General features: G+C 70.3%; 12 protein-coding genes. 5 read left to right on the forward strand and 7 right to left on the reverse strand.

Annotated elements, in window-relative coordinates:
- Positions 1-24: 24 nt before the first annotated feature.
- From P8T65_RS12460 to dxr, 4 genes are all read right to left on the reverse strand, one after another.
- A complete protein-coding gene (locus P8T65_RS12460) occupies positions 25-879 on the reverse strand; it encodes a GNAT family N-acetyltransferase (RefSeq protein ID WP_316725451.1) in 855 nt (284 codons plus the stop codon).
- Positions 880-1,094: 215 nt separating this feature from the next.
- A complete protein-coding gene (gene ispG / locus P8T65_RS12465) occupies positions 1,095-2,252 on the reverse strand; it encodes a flavodoxin-dependent (E)-4-hydroxy-3-methylbut-2-enyl-diphosphate synthase (RefSeq protein WP_215449257.1) in 1,158 nt (385 codons plus the stop codon).
- A 153-nt stretch (positions 2,253-2,405) separates the two neighbouring features.
- Complete coding sequence (locus P8T65_RS12470; protein WP_316725452.1) at positions 2,406-3,710, reverse strand: site-2 protease family protein; 1,305 nt, start codon at positions 3,708-3,710, stop codon at positions 2,406-2,408.
- Positions 3,707-4,990 (reverse strand): 1-deoxy-D-xylulose-5-phosphate reductoisomerase, encoded by a 1,284-nt coding sequence (gene dxr / locus P8T65_RS12475; RefSeq protein WP_316725453.1) that lies wholly within the window; start codon positions 4,988-4,990, stop codon positions 3,707-3,709. The genes P8T65_RS12470 and dxr overlap by 4 nt, the downstream gene beginning before the upstream one ends.
- A 191-nt stretch (positions 4,991-5,181) precedes the next feature.
- Between dxr and P8T65_RS12480 the strand changes: the two genes are divergently transcribed.
- The gene (locus P8T65_RS12480; RefSeq protein ID WP_316725454.1) at positions 5,182-5,637 is read left to right on the forward strand and encodes a lamin tail domain-containing protein; all 456 of its coding nucleotides are present in this window, start codon (positions 5,182-5,184) and stop codon (positions 5,635-5,637) included.
- Here P8T65_RS12480 and P8T65_RS12485 read toward each other — a convergent pair.
- Positions 5,634-6,725 carry an IS630 family transposase gene (locus tag P8T65_RS12485; RefSeq protein WP_316724587.1) on the reverse strand — a complete coding sequence of 364 codons (1,092 nt, stop codon included), beginning with the start codon at positions 6,723-6,725 and terminating at the stop codon, positions 5,634-5,636. The two genes, P8T65_RS12480 and P8T65_RS12485, sit on opposite strands and share 4 nt — an antisense overlap.
- 508 nt (positions 6,726-7,233) lie before the next feature.
- Positions 7,234-9,174: an acyl-CoA dehydrogenase family protein gene (locus tag P8T65_RS12490; protein WP_316725455.1), complete on the reverse strand. Its 1,941-nt coding sequence runs from the start codon at positions 9,172-9,174 to the stop codon at positions 7,234-7,236.
- 359 nt (positions 9,175-9,533) lie between these two features.
- Here P8T65_RS12490 and P8T65_RS12495 point away from each other — a divergent pair, with 359 nt between their 5' ends.
- The 4 genes from P8T65_RS12495 to P8T65_RS12510 all read left to right on the forward strand — a co-directional run bounded on the left by P8T65_RS12495 (position 9,534) and on the right by P8T65_RS12510 (position 15,422).
- The gene (locus P8T65_RS12495) at positions 9,534-10,547 is read left to right on the forward strand and encodes a LacI family DNA-binding transcriptional regulator (protein ID WP_316725456.1); all 1,014 of its coding nucleotides are present in this window, start codon (positions 9,534-9,536) and stop codon (positions 10,545-10,547) included.
- Between the two features lie 87 nt (positions 10,548-10,634).
- Entirely contained in the window at positions 10,635-12,686 is a 2,052-nt protein-coding gene (locus P8T65_RS12500; RefSeq protein WP_316725457.1) for a glycoside hydrolase family 31 protein, read from the forward strand.
- Between the two features lie 214 nt (positions 12,687-12,900).
- Positions 12,901-14,052 (forward strand): AI-2E family transporter, encoded by a 1,152-nt coding sequence (locus P8T65_RS12505; RefSeq protein ID WP_399098802.1) that lies wholly within the window; start codon positions 12,901-12,903, stop codon positions 14,050-14,052.
- Positions 14,053-14,234: 182 nt separating this feature from the next.
- Complete coding sequence (locus tag P8T65_RS12510; protein WP_316725458.1) at positions 14,235-15,422, forward strand: sulfotransferase; 1,188 nt, start codon at positions 14,235-14,237, stop codon at positions 15,420-15,422.
- Between the two features lie 71 nt (positions 15,423-15,493).
- Here the strand turns inward: P8T65_RS12510 and P8T65_RS12515 are convergent, their stop codons facing one another.
- Positions 15,494-17,968 carry a CBM35 domain-containing protein gene (locus tag P8T65_RS12515; RefSeq protein WP_316725459.1) on the reverse strand — a complete coding sequence of 825 codons (2,475 nt, stop codon included), beginning with the start codon at positions 17,966-17,968 and terminating at the stop codon, positions 15,494-15,496.
- Positions 17,969-17,989 lie beyond the last annotated feature (21 nt).

Below are 17,989 nucleotides of genomic sequence, written 5' to 3' on the forward strand. Positions count from 1 at the left end.
TGACTCTGCTGCAGCCGACCTGTCTCAGAACAGCACGCTCATGAAAGCGCCCACCTCTTGGAAGCCCACCCGCTGGTACGTGCGCCTCGCCGCCGTGTTGAAGTCGTTGACGTAGAGGCTGACCACGGGGGCAACGTCGGCCAGGGCGTAGCGGAGGACCGCTGCCATGCCGGGGGCCGCCAGGCCCTGGCCCCGGTATTCGGGGGCGACCCAGACGCCCTGGATCTGGCAGGCCTGGGGGGTGGCGGCGCCGATCTCGGCCTTGAAGACGACGCGGCCGTCGGCGCCGAGGCGGGCGAAGGAGCGGCCGGAGCCCACCAGTTCGGCGACCCGGGCCTGGTAGAGGAGGCCCCCGTCGCCGGCCAGCGGGGAGACGCCGACCTCCTCGGTGAACATGGCGACGCACGCCGGCATGATCGTGTCCATCTCGTCCTTGCGGATCCGGCGGACGTACGGGTCGGGGGTGACCTCGGCGGGGTCGGGCAGCCGGTCGGTGACCATGAGGGGCTGGTGCGAGCGGACCTCGCGGGCCGGGCCCCAGCTGGGTTCGAGGAGGCGCCAGAGCTGGGCGGTGGGCTCGGCGGGGCCGACGACCGAGGAGCAGCGGCGGCCGGCCCGGCGGGCGCGGTCGGCGAAGGCGCGCACGGCGCGGGGGGTGGCGCAGATGGGGACGAGGTTGGCGCCGGCGTAGCAGAGGGAGGTCAGGGCGCCGTCCTCGTACCAGCCCCACATCTCGCCGCCCAGCCGCCACGGGTCCAGCCCGGCGACCTGGACGCGGGAGGTCACGAAGGCGTTCGCGACGGGGTCTCGGTCCAGGACGGCGAGTGCGGCGTCCAGGTCACTCGGTTCGAGGACCCTGGTGGTGGTCTGGGTCAACACGTGCGGGGGCCTCACCCTGGGGTCTGCGCTGGTCTCCGCACGATACCCTGCCGGGCTGTGCGGGGCCGCCCTGCGGCTGCGCCGCGGCCGGGGCGCCTGATAGCCCGAGGGCTCCTGCGCTTTGGCGGGTGCGGGTGCTTCGTGGCTTGTCGCGCCCACGCGGCGGAGCCGCACATCGAAACAGCCCCGCGCCCCTGAGGGGCGCCTGCGGCCCCTCAGCCCGCTACCGCCACCGTCGGTTCGCCGGAGGCCACGCCGTCCGCCTCCATCTGTTCGGCGATCTTCATCGCTTCCTCGATGAGGGTCTCGACGATCTTGGACTCGGGGACGGTCTTGATGACCTCGCCCTTGACGAAGATCTGGCCCTTGCCGTTTCCGGAGGCGACGCCGAGGTCGGCCTCGCGGGCCTCGCCGGGGCCGTTGACGACGCAGCCCATGACGGCGACGCGGAGGGGGACCTCCATGCCGGTGAGGCCGGCGGTGACTTCCTCGGCGAGCTTGTAGACGTCGACCTGGGCGCGGCCGCAGGAGGGACAGGAGACGATCTCCAGGCGGCGCGGCTTGAGGTTCAGCGACTCCAGGATCTGGTTGCCGACCTTGATCTCCTCGACCGGCGGGGCCGAGAGAGAGACGCGGATCGTGTCGCCGATGCCCTCGGAGAGAAGCGCGCCGAAGGCCACCGCGGACTTGATGGTGCCCTGGAAGGCGGGGCCCGCCTCCGTGACGCCGAGGTGGAGGGGGTAGTCGCACTGGGCGGCGAGCTGGCGGTAGGCGTTGACCATGACGACCGGGTCGTTGTGCTTGACCGAGATCTTGATGTCGCGGAAGCCGTGCTCCTCGAAGAGGGATGCCTCCCACAGGGCGGACTCGACCAGCGCCTCGGGGGTGGCCTTGCCGTACTTCTGGAGGAGGCGGCGGTCGAGGGAGCCCGCGTTGACGCCGATGCGGATCGGTGTGCCGTGATCCTTGGCCGCCGCCGCGATCTCCTTGACCTTGTCGTCGAACTGCTTGATGTTGCCCGGGTTGACGCGGACGGCGGCGCAGCCGGCCTCGATCGCGGCGAAGACGTACTTCGGCTGGAAGTGGATGTCGGCGATGACCGGGATCTGCGACTTCCTGGCGATCACCGGCAGCGCGTCGGCGTCGTCCTGCGTGGGGCAGGCGACCCGGACGATCTGGCAGCCGGAGGCCGTCAGCTCGGCGATCTGCTGGAGCGTGGCGCCGATGTCGGACGTACGCGTGGTCGTCATGGACTGGACCGACACCGGTGCGTCTCCGCCCACCGCCACGGACCCGACCTGGATCTGCCGGCTCTTCCGGCGCTCGGCGAGCTTGGTCGGAACGGACGGCATGCCGAGAGAAATCGCAGTCATCTGCTGTGCAACCCCAAGTTGTGGATCAGGATCGGGTCCCGGTACGGGCGGGCTCCAGGCTTCGAGATTACGGCACCGGCACGGGCCCGAGCACATCACCGTCCGGCCGGGCCCACCGCGTGAGTGTGCCCGGCCGTCGTGAACCGCGGGTGGCTAGGAGATGCGCACCGGGTTCACGAGGTCCGCGATCAGGACCAGGAGGGTGAAGCAGACGAAGATGCCGGCCACGACGTAGGCGACGGGCATCAGCTTCGCCACGTCGAACGGGCCCGGGTCGGGCCTGCGCAGCAGCTTCGCCGCGTTCCGGCGCAGTGACTCCCACAGGGCGCCCGCGATGTGGCCGCCGTCGAGCGGGAGCAGCGGGAGCATGTTGAACAGGAAGAGGGAGAGGTTGAAGCCGGCCAGCAGGATGAGGAAGCTGGCGAGCTGCTGGGTGGCGGGGATGTCCATGGTGAAGATCTCGCCGCCGACGCGGGCCGCGCCGACCACGCCCATGGGCGAGTCGGCCTCGCGCTCGCCGTCGCCGAAGGTGGCGTCCCACAGGGCGGGGACCTTGGACGGCAGGGCGAGCAGGGACTCGACGCCGTTCTCCATCATGTCGCCCATGCGGTCGACCGATTCGCCGAAGGAGAGCGGGACGATGCCGGAGGCGGGCGTGAAGCCGAACCAGCCGGCGGAGACGTACTTGTCCTCGACGTAGCCGCCGTTGCCGTCGGTCTTGCTGACCTGGTTCTTGACCAGGGTGGCGGTGAGGTCGAGCTGCTTGCCGTCGCGGTCGACGGTGACGGTGACCTGCTTGCCGGGGTTGGAGCGGATGTCGGACTGCAGGGCGGCCCAGTCGTCGACGGGCTCGCCGTTGAACGCGACGATCTTGTCACCCGGCTTCAGGCCCGCGGCCTTGGCGGGGGCTTCGGCGTCGTCGGAGCGGCACTTGGAGCGGTTCTCGCTGGCTTCGATGACGCAGTCCGAGACCTTGCTGACGGTGGTGGTCTGGGTCTGGGCGCCGAAGGTCATCATCACGCCGACGAAGATCACGACGGCCAGGACCAGGTTCATGAAGGGGCCGGCGAACATGACGATGACGCGCTTCCAGGGCTTGCGCCTATAGAACAGCCGCTTCTCGTCGCCGGGCTGGAGCTCCTCGAAGGAGGCCGCGCGGGCGTCCTCGATCATCACGCGCCAGGGGGAGGTCGAGCGGCTCTCGATCCGGCCGTCCTCGCCGGGCGGGATCATGCCGATCATGCGGATGTAGCCGCCGAGCGGGATCGCCTTGACGCCGTACTCGGTCTCGCCCTTCTTCTTCGACCAGAGGGTGGGGCCGAAGCCCACCATGAACTGGGGCACGCGCACGCCGAAGAGCTTGGCGGTCGAGAAGTGGCCCAGCTCGTGCCACGCGATCGAGAACGCCAGGCCGATCACGAAGACCACTATGCCGAGGATGAACATCAGGGTCGTCATGCACGGGCCTCCGCGGTCGTCCGCTCGGTGGGGTTGCCTGTCGAGGTGGTCGGTGTGGTGAGTTCGCGGGCCCTGGCGCGTGCCCAGGTCTCCGCTTCGAGGACGTCCGCCACGGTCAGGGAAGTTCCCGCGGCGGGGGTGCCGTGCTCCTGCACGACCCGCGTGACGGTCTCCATGATCGCGTCGAAGCGGAGGCCCCCGTGCAGGAACGCGTCGACGCACTCCTCGTTCGCCGCATTGAACACCGCCGGGGCGGTGCCCGCGAGCTCTCCCACGTGCCGGGCGAGCCCGACCGACGGGAACGCGTCGTTGTCGAGGGGGAAGAACTCCCAGGTGGAGGCCTTGCTCCAGTCGAAGGCGGGCGCCGCGTCGGGGACGCGCTGCGGCCAGCCGAGGCCGATGGCGATGGGGCCCCGCATGTCGGGGGGCGTCGCCTGGGCCATCGTCGATCCGTCCGTGAACTCAACCATCGAGTGGACATACGACTGGGGGTGCACGACGACCTCAATGCGGTCGAAGGGAATGTCGTAGAGCAGGTGCGCCTCGATGACCTCCAGGCCCTTGTTGACCAGGGTCGCGGAGTTGATCGTGATGACCGGGCCCATGGCCCAGGTGGGGTGCGCGAGCGCGTCGGCGGGCGTCACGCCGGCCAGCTCCGCCTTCGTACGGCCGCGGAACGGGCCCCCGGAGGCGGTGACGACCAGCTTGCGCACATCGGCGCGGGTGCCGGAGGCGAGGGCCTGGAAGAGCGCGGCGTGCTCGGAGTCGACCGGGATGATCTGGCCCGGCTTCGCCACGGCCTTCACCAGCGGGCCGCCGACGATGAGCGACTCCTTGTTGGCGAGCGCGAGGGTGCGGCCCGCCTCCAGGGCGGCGAGGGTCGGGGCGAGGCCGATGGAGCCGGTGATGCCGTTGAGCACGGTGTGGCAGTCGGAGGCGGCAACGTGGGTGGCGGCGTCCGGGCCGGCGAGGATCTCGGGCAGCGGCTCCCCCGCGCCGTACGCCGTGGCAAGGGCCTCGTGCAGGGCGGGTACTGCGTCCTCGCGGGCGACGGCGACGGTCCGCACACGCAGGCGGTGCGCCTGCTCGGCCAGCAGGTCCACCCTCCCTCCGGCGGCGGAGAGCCCGGTGACGCGGAAGCGGTCCGGGTTGCGCAGGACGAGGTCGATGGCCTGGGTGCCGATCGAGCCGGTCGATCCGAGGATCACTACGTCCCGTACACCGTCGACCGGGTCGTAGACGAGATGCGGATCGGCGAGAGGGGCTGGACTGTCGCTCATCCCCCCATTGTGGCCGCATCCGGTGTCCGGCTGGACCGCGCGTCCCCATGATGCCCCGCTTCGTGCCGTCTGTGGTTGACGGGGCCGTTTCTCCGTTTGTGAAGTACACGTGAAGGCGGGGTGATATGACTTTTCCCTTGCTGATCGGATTGTCGGATCAGCCGATCGCGAACGAGGACCCTGGGGGACCCATGCACAAGCGCATACGCGCTGCCCTGCCCGCGCTCGCCGGAGCCGTCGCCCTCACCGGCACGCTGCTCAGCAGCCCGGCCGAGGCCGCGGGCGGGGTGATCATCTACCGCGTGTACTTCGACAGCCCTGGCAAGGACACGCGTTCCAACACGAGCCTGAACGGTGAGTGGGTGCAGATCAAGAACACGAGCTCGTCGGCGATCTCGCTGAAGGGGTGGGTGCTGAAGGACCCCGACAACCACAAGTACACGTTCCCGAACGTCAAGATCGGAGCGAAGAAGTACATCAAGGTTCGAACGGGGTCGGGCACGGACACGAGCGCGACCAAGTTCCAGAACCGCAGGGCCTATGTGTGGAACAACACGAGCGACACGGCGACGTTGTCCAAGGCGAGCGGGACGAAGGTCGATTCCTGTTCCTGGACGACTCGGGACGCCAGCGACAAGTATTGCTAGTGTCCTGAGTCTTTGATTCGGTTCAGATATCCGGTGAGGCGTTCGAAGATCTCGTCAGCGGTCTTCGTCCAGACGAAGGGCTTGGGGTTGTCGTTCCAGTCGGCGATCCAGGTCCGGATGTCCTTCTCCAGGGCTTGGACGTTCCTGTGGACGCCACGCCGTATCTGCTTGTCCGTCAGCAGGGCGAACCAGCGCTCCACTTGGTTGAGCCAGGAGGCGCTGGTCGGGGTGAAGTGCATGTGGAACCGCGGATGGGCCAGCAGCCACTTCTGGATCGCGGGCGTCTTGTGGGTGGCGTAGTTGTCGCAGATCAGGTGGACGTCGAGATGGTCGGGGACCTCCTTGTCCAGCTTGGCCAGGAACTTCTTGAACTCCACCGCGCGGTGCCGGCGGTGGAGCGAGCTGATGACCTCGCCGGTGGCCGCGTTCAGGGCGGCGAACAGGGTCGTCACGCCGCCGCGCAGGTAGTCGTGGGTGCGGCGCTCGGGCATGCCCGGCATCATCGGCAGCACCGGTGCCGACCGGTCCAGTGCCTGGATCTGCGACTTCTCGTCCACACAGAGGACGATGGCCCGCTCGGGCGGGTCCAGGTACAGGCCGACGACGTCGCGGACCTTCTCGATGAACTGCGGGTCCTTGGACAGCTTGAAGGTGTCCACCAGATGCGGTTTGAGGCCGAAGGTCCGCCAGATCCGCGAGATGGTGGACTGGCTCAGGCCGCTGGCCGCGGCCATTCCCCGCGTCGACCAGTGCGTGGCGTTCTTCGGGGTGGTCTCCAGGGTCCGCACGACCACCTCCTCGACCTTTTCGTCGCTCACCGTGCGGGGCGGGCCGGGCCGCGGCTCGTCGGACAGGCCCTGGAGCCGGTCGGCCGCGAACCGCCTGCGCCACTTGGCCACCGTGACCGGGTGGACCCCAAGCTCCGCTCCCACCGCGGTGTTCGAACCGCCCTCAGCACACGCAAGCACGATCCGGCACCGCAACGCCAGAGCCTGCGAGGACGTTGCTCGCCGCGACCAGCGCAGCAGCGTCTCTCGCTCCTCATCCGTCAGGACCACTTCGACCGTCGGCCGACCCATACGCGCCATGAGCCCAGCCTACTTCTTTAGCGAAATAAAGACTCAGGACACTAGGAGACCGCTGAAGATCTTGCTCTGGCCGCCCGACTCACCCTGGATTGCCGGTAAATGTCAATCGCCATCAAGTAGGGCAAGCCGGGCGCATTTTCAAGATCTTCAGGACGCTTCTAGGCCCTGTCGCCAGATTCCCGTCGTCGCCCGAAGGGCGGCCCCGCGGCGTCGTGGGGGTACCTCCCGGTCGAGCGCAGCCGAGACCGGGGGAGCGTGCTCTCGGCGTGCCGGGCACTGACCCGCGCTCTCGACGTACTCGGGTCAGCGCCCGGTGCGTCGAGAGCGCGTGCATGGCGTCGCGGGGCAGGCGGGAACGTGACGCCAGGGACTGGCGCCGCGCCTTTCGGGGTACCGCGCCCTGCCGTCGGGCGGGTGCGGGGCCGTGAGGGCTGGTCGCGCAGTTCCCCGCGCCCCTGAAGATGGTCCTGCGGGCCGATCTTCATGAGGCGCGGGGCGGCGTGTCAGGTCACTGGATGCGGCGGTGGACGTTCTCCTTCTCGCTCTCGCCCGGCGTCGCGTCCGCGATCCAGGGGCCCTCGCCCGAGGGGTCGATCACTCCCTCCTCCAGCCATGCGTAGGCACCGCCCAGGACGCCCTTGACCACCTTGTGGTCGATGTCGTCGGTGTTGGTCCACAGGCGGCCGAAGAGTTCCTCGACGCGGATGCGGGACTGGCGACAGAAGGTGTCGGCCAGTTGGTAGGCCTCGCGGCCGTGGCCGGTGGTGGTGCGGAGCAGTTCCGCCCGGACGACGGCCGCGCTCATCGCGAAGAGTTCGGCGCCGATGTCGACGATCCGGCCCAGGAACCCTTGCTTGGTCTCCATCCGGCCCTGCCAGCGGGACATGGCGTAGAACGTGGAGCGGGCCAGCTTGCGGGCGCCTCGTTCGACGTAACGCAGGTGGGTCGCCAGGTCGGGGTGGCCCGCCGGGTGGAACTCGCCGTAGGTACGGGGGAGTTGACCCGGCCCGGCGACCAGTTTCGGCAGCCACTTGGCGTAGAAGACGCCCGCGTTCGCGCCCGCCTTCGCCTTGTCGGACAGGGACTTCTCCGGGTCGATGAGGTCGCCGGCCACGGTGAGGTGGGCGTCGACGGCCTCGCGGGCGATCAGCAGGTGCATGATCTCCGTGGAGCCCTCGAAGATCCGGTTGATGCGCAGGTCGCGCAGCATCTGCTCGGCGGGGACGGCCCGTTCGCCGCGGGCCCGGAGGGAGTCGGCGGTCTCGAAGCCCCGACCGCCGCGGATCTGGACCAGCTCGTCGGCGATCTTCCAGCCCATCTCTGAGGCGAAGAGTTTCGCGAGGGCGCCCTCGATACGGATGTCGTTGCGGTCCTCGTCGGCCATCTGGGACGAGAGGTCCGACACGGCTTCGAGGGCGAAGGTGGTCGCCGCGATGAAGGAGATCTTCTGGCCGACCGCCTCGTGGTGGGCGACCGGCTTGCCCCACTGCTCACGGGCCGCCGACCACTCCCGGGCGATCTTCAGGCACCACTTGCCGGCGGCCACGCAGGACGCGGGCAGGGAGAGCCGGCCGGTGTTGAGGGTGGTCAAGGCGATCTTCAGGCCCGCACCCTCGGGGCCGATGCGGTTCGCGGCGGGGACCCGGACCTGGTGGAAGCGGGTGACACCGTTCTCGATACCGCGCAGGCCCATGAAGGCGTTGCGGTTCTCCACGGTGACGCCGGGCGAGTCGGTCTCCACGACGAAAGCGGTGATGCCGCCCTTGTGGCCCTCGGACTTCGGCACGCGTGCCATGACGACCAGGAGGTCGGCGACCACGCCGTTGGTGGTCCAGAGCTTCACGCCGTCGAGGACGTAGTCGTCGCCGTCCGGCACGGCCGAGGTGGCCAGTCGGGCGGGGTCGGAGCCGACGTCGGGCTCGGTGAGGAGGAAGGCGCTGATGTCGGTGCGGGCGCAGCGCGGCAGGAACTTCTCCTTCTGCTCGGGGGTGCCGAACAGTTTCAGCGGCTGCGGTACGCCGATCGACTGATGCGCCGAGAGCAGGACGCCGATGGCCGGGCTGGCCGAGCCGGCCAGGGCCAGCGCCTTGTTGTAGTACACCTGGGTGAGGCCGAGACCGCCGTACTTGGGGTCGATCTTCATGCCGAGGGCGCCGAGTTCCTTGAGGCCGTTGATCACCTCGTCGGGGATCCGGGCCTCGCGCTCGATCAGGGCCCCGTCGACCTTGGTCTCGCAGAAGGCGCGGAGCTTGGTCAGGAACTGCTCGCCGCGCCGGACGGCCTCGTCGGTGGGGAGCGGGTGGGGGTGGATGAGGTCGAGGCGGAACCGGCCCAGGAACAGTTCCTTGGCGAAGCTGGGCTTGCGCCAGGCCTGCTCCCGGGCGGCCTCCGCCACCTGGCGGGCCTCACGTTCTGTGACGACGGGCTTCTTGAGGGGTGGGGCGGACATGAGGCTCACCTCGCCGCGAATCGGGATCTTGTACCGGTGGGTACCTGATTGGTTACCGATGGGTGCTACTCGATCGTTGGTACCCGATCCGGGACGACCCCGCCACCCCTCGCGTTCTAAGCTGGGGGGCGACAACAGCGCCCTGAAGGGGCGCGGGGAACTGCGCGAGAAGCCCCACGGACCCGCGGTCGCCACCCCCCACACCTCCACGCCTCGCCTTGGGTGTCCGGCTAATAATCGAAGCGCTTCGACAACCTATGGACACCCACCCACCGCCGAGCTACTGTCGAGCCACCCCCACTCGCTTTCGTTCAAAGCTAGCGCGCTGTCGAAGCGCTTAAACACCCTTGGAGAGCTGGATGGTCACCCTCGCCGAGGTCGCCCAGCACGCCGGAGTCTCGGCGAGCACGGTGAGCTACGTCCTCAGCGGCAAGCGGTCCATCTCCGCCGGCACCCGGCAGCGGGTCGAGCGGAGCATCCAGGAGCTCGGCTACCACCCGAACGCGGGGGCCCGCGCCCTGGCGAGCAACAGGTCGAACATCGTCGCCCTGATGGTCCCGCTGCGTACCGACATGTACGTCCCGGTGATGATGGAGATCGCCATCGCGGTGGCCACCACGGCGCGTACGTACGGCTACGACGTGCTGCTGCTCACCGGCGAGGAGGGCCCGGACGCGGTGCGTCGGGTCACGGGCAGCGGTCTCGCCGACGCGATGATCCTGATGGACGTGGAGCTCGACGACGAGCGGCTGCCGCTGCTGCGCGACACCGACCAGCCCTCCGTACTCATCGGGCTGCCCGCCGACACCAACGGTCTGACCTGCGTCGACCTCGACTTCGGGGCGACGGGCGCGCTGTGCGTGGAGCATCTGGCGATGCTCGGCCACCGCGACATCGCCGTCATCGGCGAGGCCCCCGCGGTGTACGAGCGGCACACCGGTTTCGCCGAGCGCACCCTCGACGGACTGCGGTCCCGCGCGCGGGAGTTGGGCCTGCGTGTGCTGCACCGGCCCTGCGAGGGCGGCTACGACGCGATGTCCGCCACCCTGGCCCGGATCTTCGACGAACGGCCCGGCACCACAGGGATCGTCGTGCAGAACGAGTCCGCCGTGGAGCCACTGCTCGCGCTGCTGCGGCAGCAGGGGCGCGCGGTGCCGGAGGACGTCTCGGTGATCGCGGTCTGCCCGGACCAGGTCGCCGTACAGGCATCGGTGCGGCTGACCTCCGTGGCCATCCCCGCCCAGGAGATGGGCCGCCGGGCTGTGGAACAGCTGATCGCCAAGCTGGAGGGCCGGGACACCGACGAAGTGGTGCTCCTCGCCCCCGAGTTGACGGTCCGCGCGAGCACGGGGCCACTGTCCCCCACCAGCTGAGCCGACGGCGTACGCGAGCCGGGGCCGTACGCGGGCCACCGCCCGCCTCGATTCCTTCCTTCACTCCTCCCTTCCAGGAGACCTCACGTGAATCAGCCTGCCGAGAACCAGACCCCGACGGGTGCGGTCAGCCTCGCCCAGTCCTCACCCACCGTCGGCACGTTCCGTGAGCGGGACGGTGCCCTGGAGTGGAGCGGACGTCAGGAGACCCTGCGGATCGAGCCCTGGGGCCCGGACGCGGTCCGGGTCCGGGCCCGCCTCGGCGGCCCGGTGCTCGACGGGCTGCCGGGCGCCCTGCTCGACGAGCCGGAGTCCACCGAGAGCAGCGTCAAGATCGAGGACGGGCTCGGGCGGCTGACCGTCGGCGCGCTCACCGTCGAGGTGAACGCGGAGGGCTTGGTCCGTTACAGCCGCACGGCCGACGGGAGCGAGCTGCTGTCGGAGGCCCGCGCCCACTTCTGGTGGCCCGGCCCGCGCCTCTACACGGCCGTCGGCAACGGGTACCACCGCCTGGAGCAGCGGTTCGCCGCGTACGACGACGAGAAGCTGTACGGCCTCGGGCAGCACCAGCACGGGCGGCTCGACCAGAAGGGGCTGGTCCTCGACCTGGTGCAGCGCAACGCGGAGGTCGGCATCCCGGTGCTGACCTCCAGCCGGGGCTACACCCTGCTGTGGAACAACCCGGCGATCGGCCGTGTCGAGCTGGCCGGCAACGGCACCCGCTGGGTCGCGGACTCGGCCCGGCAGATCGACTACTGGATCACCGCGGGCGATCCGGCCGACGCGCAGCGCCGCTACAGCGCGGCGACGGGCCGTACGCCGATGCTGCCCGAGTGGGCGGCCGGGTTCTGGCAGTGCAAGCTGCGCTACCGCACGCAGGACGAACTCCTCGCGGTGGCACGGGAGTACAAGCGGCGGGGCCTGCCCATCGACGTCATCGTGTGCGACTTCTTCCACTGGACGCATCTGGGCGAGTGGAAGTTCGACCTCGACGAGTGGCCCGATCCGGCGGCCATGGTGCGGGAGCTGGACGAGCTGGGCATCAAGCTGGTGGTGTCCGTGTGGCCGTCGGTGTCGCCGCTGAGCGAGAACCACCCTGTGATGGAGCAGCGCGGGTACTTCATCGGGACGCAGTACGGCCCGATGGCGCACGCCGACTGGCCGGACAAGGAGGTCGCGTCGACCGTCCAGGTGGCCTTCTACGACGCGACGAACCCCGAGGCCCGTGAGTTCGTGTGGTCGCGGGTGAAGGAGAACTACCTGGACCGGTACGGCATCGACGCGTTCTGGCTGGACGCCTGCGAGCCGGAGCTCAAGCCGGGTTTCCAGGAGAACCTGCGCTATTGGGCCGGGCCCGGCCTGGAGGTCGGCAACATCTATCCGGCCGAGAGCGCGCGCACCTTCTACGAGGGGCTGCGGGCGGCCGGCCGGGAGGAGATCGTCTCCCTCAACCGGTCGGCGTGGGCGGGCAGTCAGCGGTGGGGGGCCGCGCTGTGGTCCGGTGACATCGGCACGGACCTCCCGACCCTGCGGCGGCAGATCGCGGCGGGGCTCAACACGGCGTTGTCGGGCATCCCGTGGTGGAACACGGACATCGGCGGCTTCCACGGGGGCGACCCCGACGATCCGGCGTACCGCGAGGTGATGGTCCGCTGGTTCCAGTTCGGGGCGTTCTCGCCGTTGATGCGACTGCACGGGTTCCGGGAGCCCGGGATGCCGCTGGGGCCGGACATGACCGGCGGACCCAACGAGGTGTGGTCGTACGGGGAGGAGGCCGGGGCGATCCTGGAGGCCTACCTGCGGCTGCGGGAGCGGTTGAAGCCGTATGTGCTGCGGGTGATGCGGGAGGCCCACGAGGAGGGGCTGCCGGTGATGCGGCCGCTGTTCCTGGAGTTCCCCGAGGACGAGCGGGCCTGGTCCGTGGACGACGCGTATCTGTTCGGGCGGGATGTGCTGGTGGCGCCGGTGCTGGAGGCGGGGGCGAGGGTCTGGACGACCTACCTTCCGGCGGGGGCGCGGTGGACGGACGCGTGGACCGGGGAGACGTACGAGGGGGGTGCGACCGTTACCGTCGACGCGCCGCTGGAGCGGATCCCGGTGTTCCTGCGGGACGGGGTGGCCCTGCCGATCGCCGAGTAGGCCCGCGACGCGGTGACGTGGCAGGGGTCTCCCGGCACGCGGGGCGTTCGTCGGCCGGGTCTACGCTATGGCGCCACGGCCATCCCATGATCCTCAGGGGGTGTGCGCGACCTCCGAGTGAGTGGAGATGACAGTGAACAGCCGTACGGGAGACTCTCGCGCAGTACGCGGGGGACGGCCTGGTCGCAGGGGTGGCGGGCCGGCGCGCAGCCCGGTGCATCGGACGCGTACGACGATACGCACCACCGGCGGGTACGCCGGGCACGGCGGGTACGTGGAGGTGCCGGCGGCGGTCGCGGCGCCTGCGGAGCCGGTCGCGCCCGGGTTCCTGCCGGGGCCCGCGCGGCACATCGCCGTGTGGAGCGCGCTCACCCTGCTGGTGACGGGTGTCGTGTACGTGGGCGTATGGATCTGTGTGACGTTCCAGACGGCGGTCACGCCGCTGCTGATCGCGCTGCTCGGTACCGCTCTGCTCGGCCCGCTGTACCGGCGGCTGGTGGCGATGCGGTTCAACAGGTCCCTCGCCGCCGGGCTGACCTGCGCGGCCGTGCTCGTGGTGATGGGCGGGGCCGCGTACATCGTGGTCGCCGCGCTGATCGACACCGGTGACCAGATCATCTCCTCGCTCAGGGACGCGGCGAAGTCGCTCAGCGACGAGTTCGGCCTGGCGGGAACGTCGTTGGACGACCTCGCGAAGAACGCCAAGGAACTGCTGTCCAAGTTCGGCGGCACCGCGGCCTCCGGGGTGCTCTCCGGGGTCAGCGCGGTCAGTGGGTTCGTGGCCAGCGCGGTCCTGGCGATGCTGCTGATGTTCTTCTTCCTGCGGGACTCCGACAAGGCGGTCGCCTCCCTGCACTCGCTCGCGCCCCGCGGCTCCGGTGACACCCTGGAGGTGATGGCCCGGCGCGCGTTCCGGGCGATCGAGGGCTATATGCGGGGGACGACGCTCATCGCGTTCATCGACGGTGCCCTGATCGCCATCGGCCTGCTGATCATCCAGGTGCCGGGCGCGGTGGGGCTCGGCGCGCTGGTGTTCGTCGGCGCGTACATCCCGTATCTCGGCGCGTTCCTGTCCGGCGCGGTGGCGATCCTCGTCGCGTTCGCGGACCGCGGTCTGGTCACGGCGCTGTGGGCGGTCGGCGTCGTCTTCGCGGTGCAGCTGATCGAGGGGAACGTGCTCCAGCCGATGATCCACAGCCGGACCGTGCAGATGCACCCGGCGGCGATCCTGCTGGCCCTGACCGCGGGTGCCTCCATCGCCGGCATCCTCGGCATGCTCCTGGCGGTGCCGCTCGTGGCGGCGGCCAGCGGGGTGCTGTCGGAGCTGCGGGCGCGGTACGGGGACGGACAGGGACAGGGGCAGTGACCGGGGGTGAGCGTCCCGGTGGGGCGGACATGACGTGACGGTTCCGGGGCCCGTGCGGGGCCCCGGAACCGTCCGCGGGCGCACGGCGACATGTTCCGGGGACCACTCCCCGTTTATGCTGGGGTCCCAGCCGGTCCGACGCGACGCGTGCCGTCCGTCGCTCTCCCGGAAAGGACACGCCCGTGCCCTCCACCCCGTCGGCCCTCACCCTGGCCAACCTCCTGCTCCGGCCCACGCTCCGTTCCCGCCGCGACCCGGACCGCGTCTTCGCGCGGATCCTCGACGGGGCCGGATGGCCGGAGGGCGAGGAGGAGTTCCTGGACGGCTTCCGGTCACTGCTGCGCGACTGGGCGGGCGACCCGGGCCTGTCCCCGGTCGGCTGGCAGTCGGCGCAGGCCCATGTGCGCCGGCATCTCACCAACCGGGCCCGCGTCCGGCGGCTGATCGCCGAGAACCCGGCCATCGAGAAGGAGCCCGTCGAGCGGCCGGTGTTCGTGGTGGGTCTGCCCCGCACGTCCACCACGCTCGCCCACGGCGTTCTCTCGCTCTCGGACGACCATCGGTCCCCGCGGCTGTGGGAGTTGCTCGCCCCCGGCCTCGAACCGTCGCCCGAGCAGCGGCGGAAGGCGATCACCTCGGCGCGCCGGATGCTCGACGGCACCCATCGACTCGCTCCGCGCTTCCGGGAGATCCACCCCATGACCGCCGAGGGTCCCGAGGAGGACACGTTCCTCCTGCCGCACGCCCTGGTGCCACTGTCCCAGGCGCATCTGCCGCGCTACCACGCCTGGCAGTTCGAGCGGGACTTCGTCCCCGACTACCGCCACCTCAAGCAGGTCTTCCAGGTGCTCCAGTACGGCCGCCCGCGCCGCCGCTGGATCCTGAAGTCCCCCTTCCACACCGGCAACCTCGACGCCCTGTTCGCCGTGTTCCCGGACGCCACGCTCGTGTGGACGCACCGTGATCCGGTGACCGCCGTCGCCTCCTTCTGCAGCCTGGTCGAGGTGGGCATGGCCCTGTCCCGCCGCACGGTCGACCCGCACCACCTCGGCGCCACCTGGCTGGACCTGCTGAGCCGGTCGGTGCGGCGGGGCCTCGACGCCCGCGCCGGCATCCCCCGCGAGGCCGTGGTGGACGTGCCGTACGCATGGCTCGGCTCCGATCCGGCCACGGGGGTGCCGAAGCTGTACGACGCCGTCGGCGCCCGCTGGACCGACGCGGACGCCGCCCGGCTGCCCCAGGTCGCCACCGGCCTCAAGGGCTCCCGCCCTCACCGCTACGACCTGGCCCGCTACGGACTGACCCGCGAGGACGTCGAGGCCGAGTTCACGGAGTACGAGGCGCTGCGGGCCGAGGTCGACCGCGCCTGACGTGCGAAGGCCCCCGGCCGCCGGCGGTCGCCGACGCCCGGGGGCCCACAGACGCCCCTGCTCCGGAGGCCCTAGCCGACGACCCGGCCCACCTCGATCCGGTCGATGTTCGGCGCCCAGGCGCTCGCATTGCCGAAGGTCACCTTGTTGGGCCCCTTCCCCAGGTCGACGGGGACGCCCACGCTCCAGTAGTCGTCCCAGCCCCAGGTGTTCTTGAAGGTGACCGTGCGCGGCTCACCGTCCCCGACCGTGATGTCCGCCGTGCGGGACATGATGTCGGTGTTGTAGGCGTGGCCGTTGTCGCGGCGGTCGTTGTGGGCGTAGTGGACGACCAGGACGTACCGGCCGGCGGTGGGGGCGTCCACCGTGAACTCGGCGGTGGAGTCCGCGCCGTTGCCGAGCCATCCGATGTACGAACCGGCCGAGGCGTGGGCGGAGTCGACGAGCTCGGCCCCGCCGGCGAGGGTGGCCGTGGCGCCGTCGTACGCCAGGGTGCCGGTGGTCGAACCCGCGCCCGTGACGTCGAGGGAGCGCACGGCCGTGTGCCTGGCGGTCGCGGTGATCCGGTTGTTGCCCGCGACCAGGTAGAGCCGCAGTGGCCGGTCGGGCACCGCCGCCACCGACTGCCCGTGCAGGGCGAGCCGCACCGGCGCCGACGCCCGGGGCACCACCCGGTAGTAGCCGTCGTGCGGGGCGTACACGTCGAAGACCGCCTTGTCCCCGGAGCCCAGCACGAGCGCGCCGGTGCCGACGCCGGCCGAGGAGGAGTAGTCGTACGACGGCTTACCGCTGATGTCCGCGAGTGTGGCCTCGTAGGAGGCGGCGGGCTCGCCGGTGCGGGCGGTGAGGTCGATCCGGTCGAGGGTGACCTCGGTGTCGCCCTTGGCGAGGGTCAGTCGATGGGTGCCCGCCGTGAGCCGGACGGTGAGGTCCTTCTTGGCGCGATAGGTCCAGTTCTCGGTGGAGGGGTAGGTGACCGTGACCGGTTCGCCGCCGTCGACGGTCAGCTTCTGGGTGGCCGGGGTCCCGGACTGGTTGCCGTAGAGGATCGCCAGGTCGTACGTGCCGTTCTCGGGGACGGAGACGGTGAAGTCGACCTTGCTGGTGGGCTGGTTGAGGGAGCCGACGTCCTTGGTGCCGGAGGCTGCGTAGCCGTTGGCGTTGGCGACGGTGCCCTGGGTGTAGACCTTGCCGTCGGTGATCGCGGCGTCCTCGGCCTCGTAGGAGGCGCTCCAGGGGACGGCGGGCATGGTCGGGGTGCCGGTGCCGCCCGGGGTCAGGACGACACGGTAGGCCGACATCTTGTGCAGGCCGCGCAGCGGGACGGTGACCGTGCCGTCGTCCGCGATCCGCACCTTCGTGCGGGACAGGACGCGCGGGGCTGCGTGCTGTCCCTCGTAGCCGGACCAGGCGGCCTCGGAGACGGTCGCGGTGACCGTGCGCCCGAAGAGGGACCGGGGGACCTTCTGGACCACGACGTCCGCGTCGCCGGCGGAGCCGCCGAGCAGGACCTGGGACTGACGGCGGGAGGTGTCGAGGGAGGCGAGGCCCTGGAGGGTGTCGATGGTGTTCGCGCGCGGCGGGGTGACCTTGACGGTGTTCCCGGTCAGACCCGCGTACCAGCGGAAGAACCACCAGCCGCCGTTGGGGATGTTGGAGCGGACGACGTTGCCGTCCATGTTGCCGGCCGCGTCCCAGTAGGCCTGGTTGGCGTACACCTTGTTGCGCTCGAACATCGAGACCCACTGGACGAGTTGACCCGGGACGGAGAGGTCGCGGCGGTTGGCGTACTCGTCGATGTTGATCTTCAGGGGGGTTACGCCCGCCGCCCGCTCCAGTGCGCGGTAGTCGTCGTAGTGCCCCTGGAAGTCGCGGAGCGAGCCCGAACTCAGTTCGTGCCAGGTCATCACCTGCGGCAGGACGTTCTCGCGCTTGGCGAAGGCGAGGAAGTCCCGCAGCAGGCGTGTGTGGTAGCCGGCCTCGTTGGGGCCGGCGATGCGCGCGTCGGGGTCGATCGCGCGGATGCGCTCGTGGACCGTCTTCCAGTCCCGGAAGAACCGGTCGCGGTTGATCTCGTACTGGGCCTGGTCGGCGACGTCGAGCTTGTACCAGATCTGGTCGGGCTCGTTGAACGGGATGTAGACGAAGCGGTCGCTGTCGGGGTCGGCCGAGACCTGCTTGACGATCTTGTCGACCTTGGGGAGGTAGTCGTCGATGCCGAGGTCCTCGTACGGCCACTTGGCGTAGATGTCCTGCATCATCACGTTGATCTCGCCGCCGCCGTTGCGGAAGAACGACTTGGAGACGGTGAGCGCGTCGCCGTTGGGGTGCTGGGCGCCGCCCTCCGGCTTCTGCGAGATGCTGGTGATCTTCAGCGGGGCGAGGGCCGCGTCGCTGGGCACCCCGTCGTCGCTGAGCCCGTACAGCGCGCCGTTGGCGCCGTGCATCACCGGGCCCTCGGAGGCGGAGAGGTCGACGGTGAGGCGCTGCGGATCGGCGGCCGCGGCGGCGGCCGGTCCGGTGGCGGGGAGGGTGCTGCCTGCCATGACGGTGACTCCAAGTAGTGC

It is taken from the genome of Streptomyces sp. 11x1 (assembly GCF_032598905.1).
Lineage (GTDB): Bacteria > Actinomycetota > Actinomycetes > Streptomycetales > Streptomycetaceae > Streptomyces.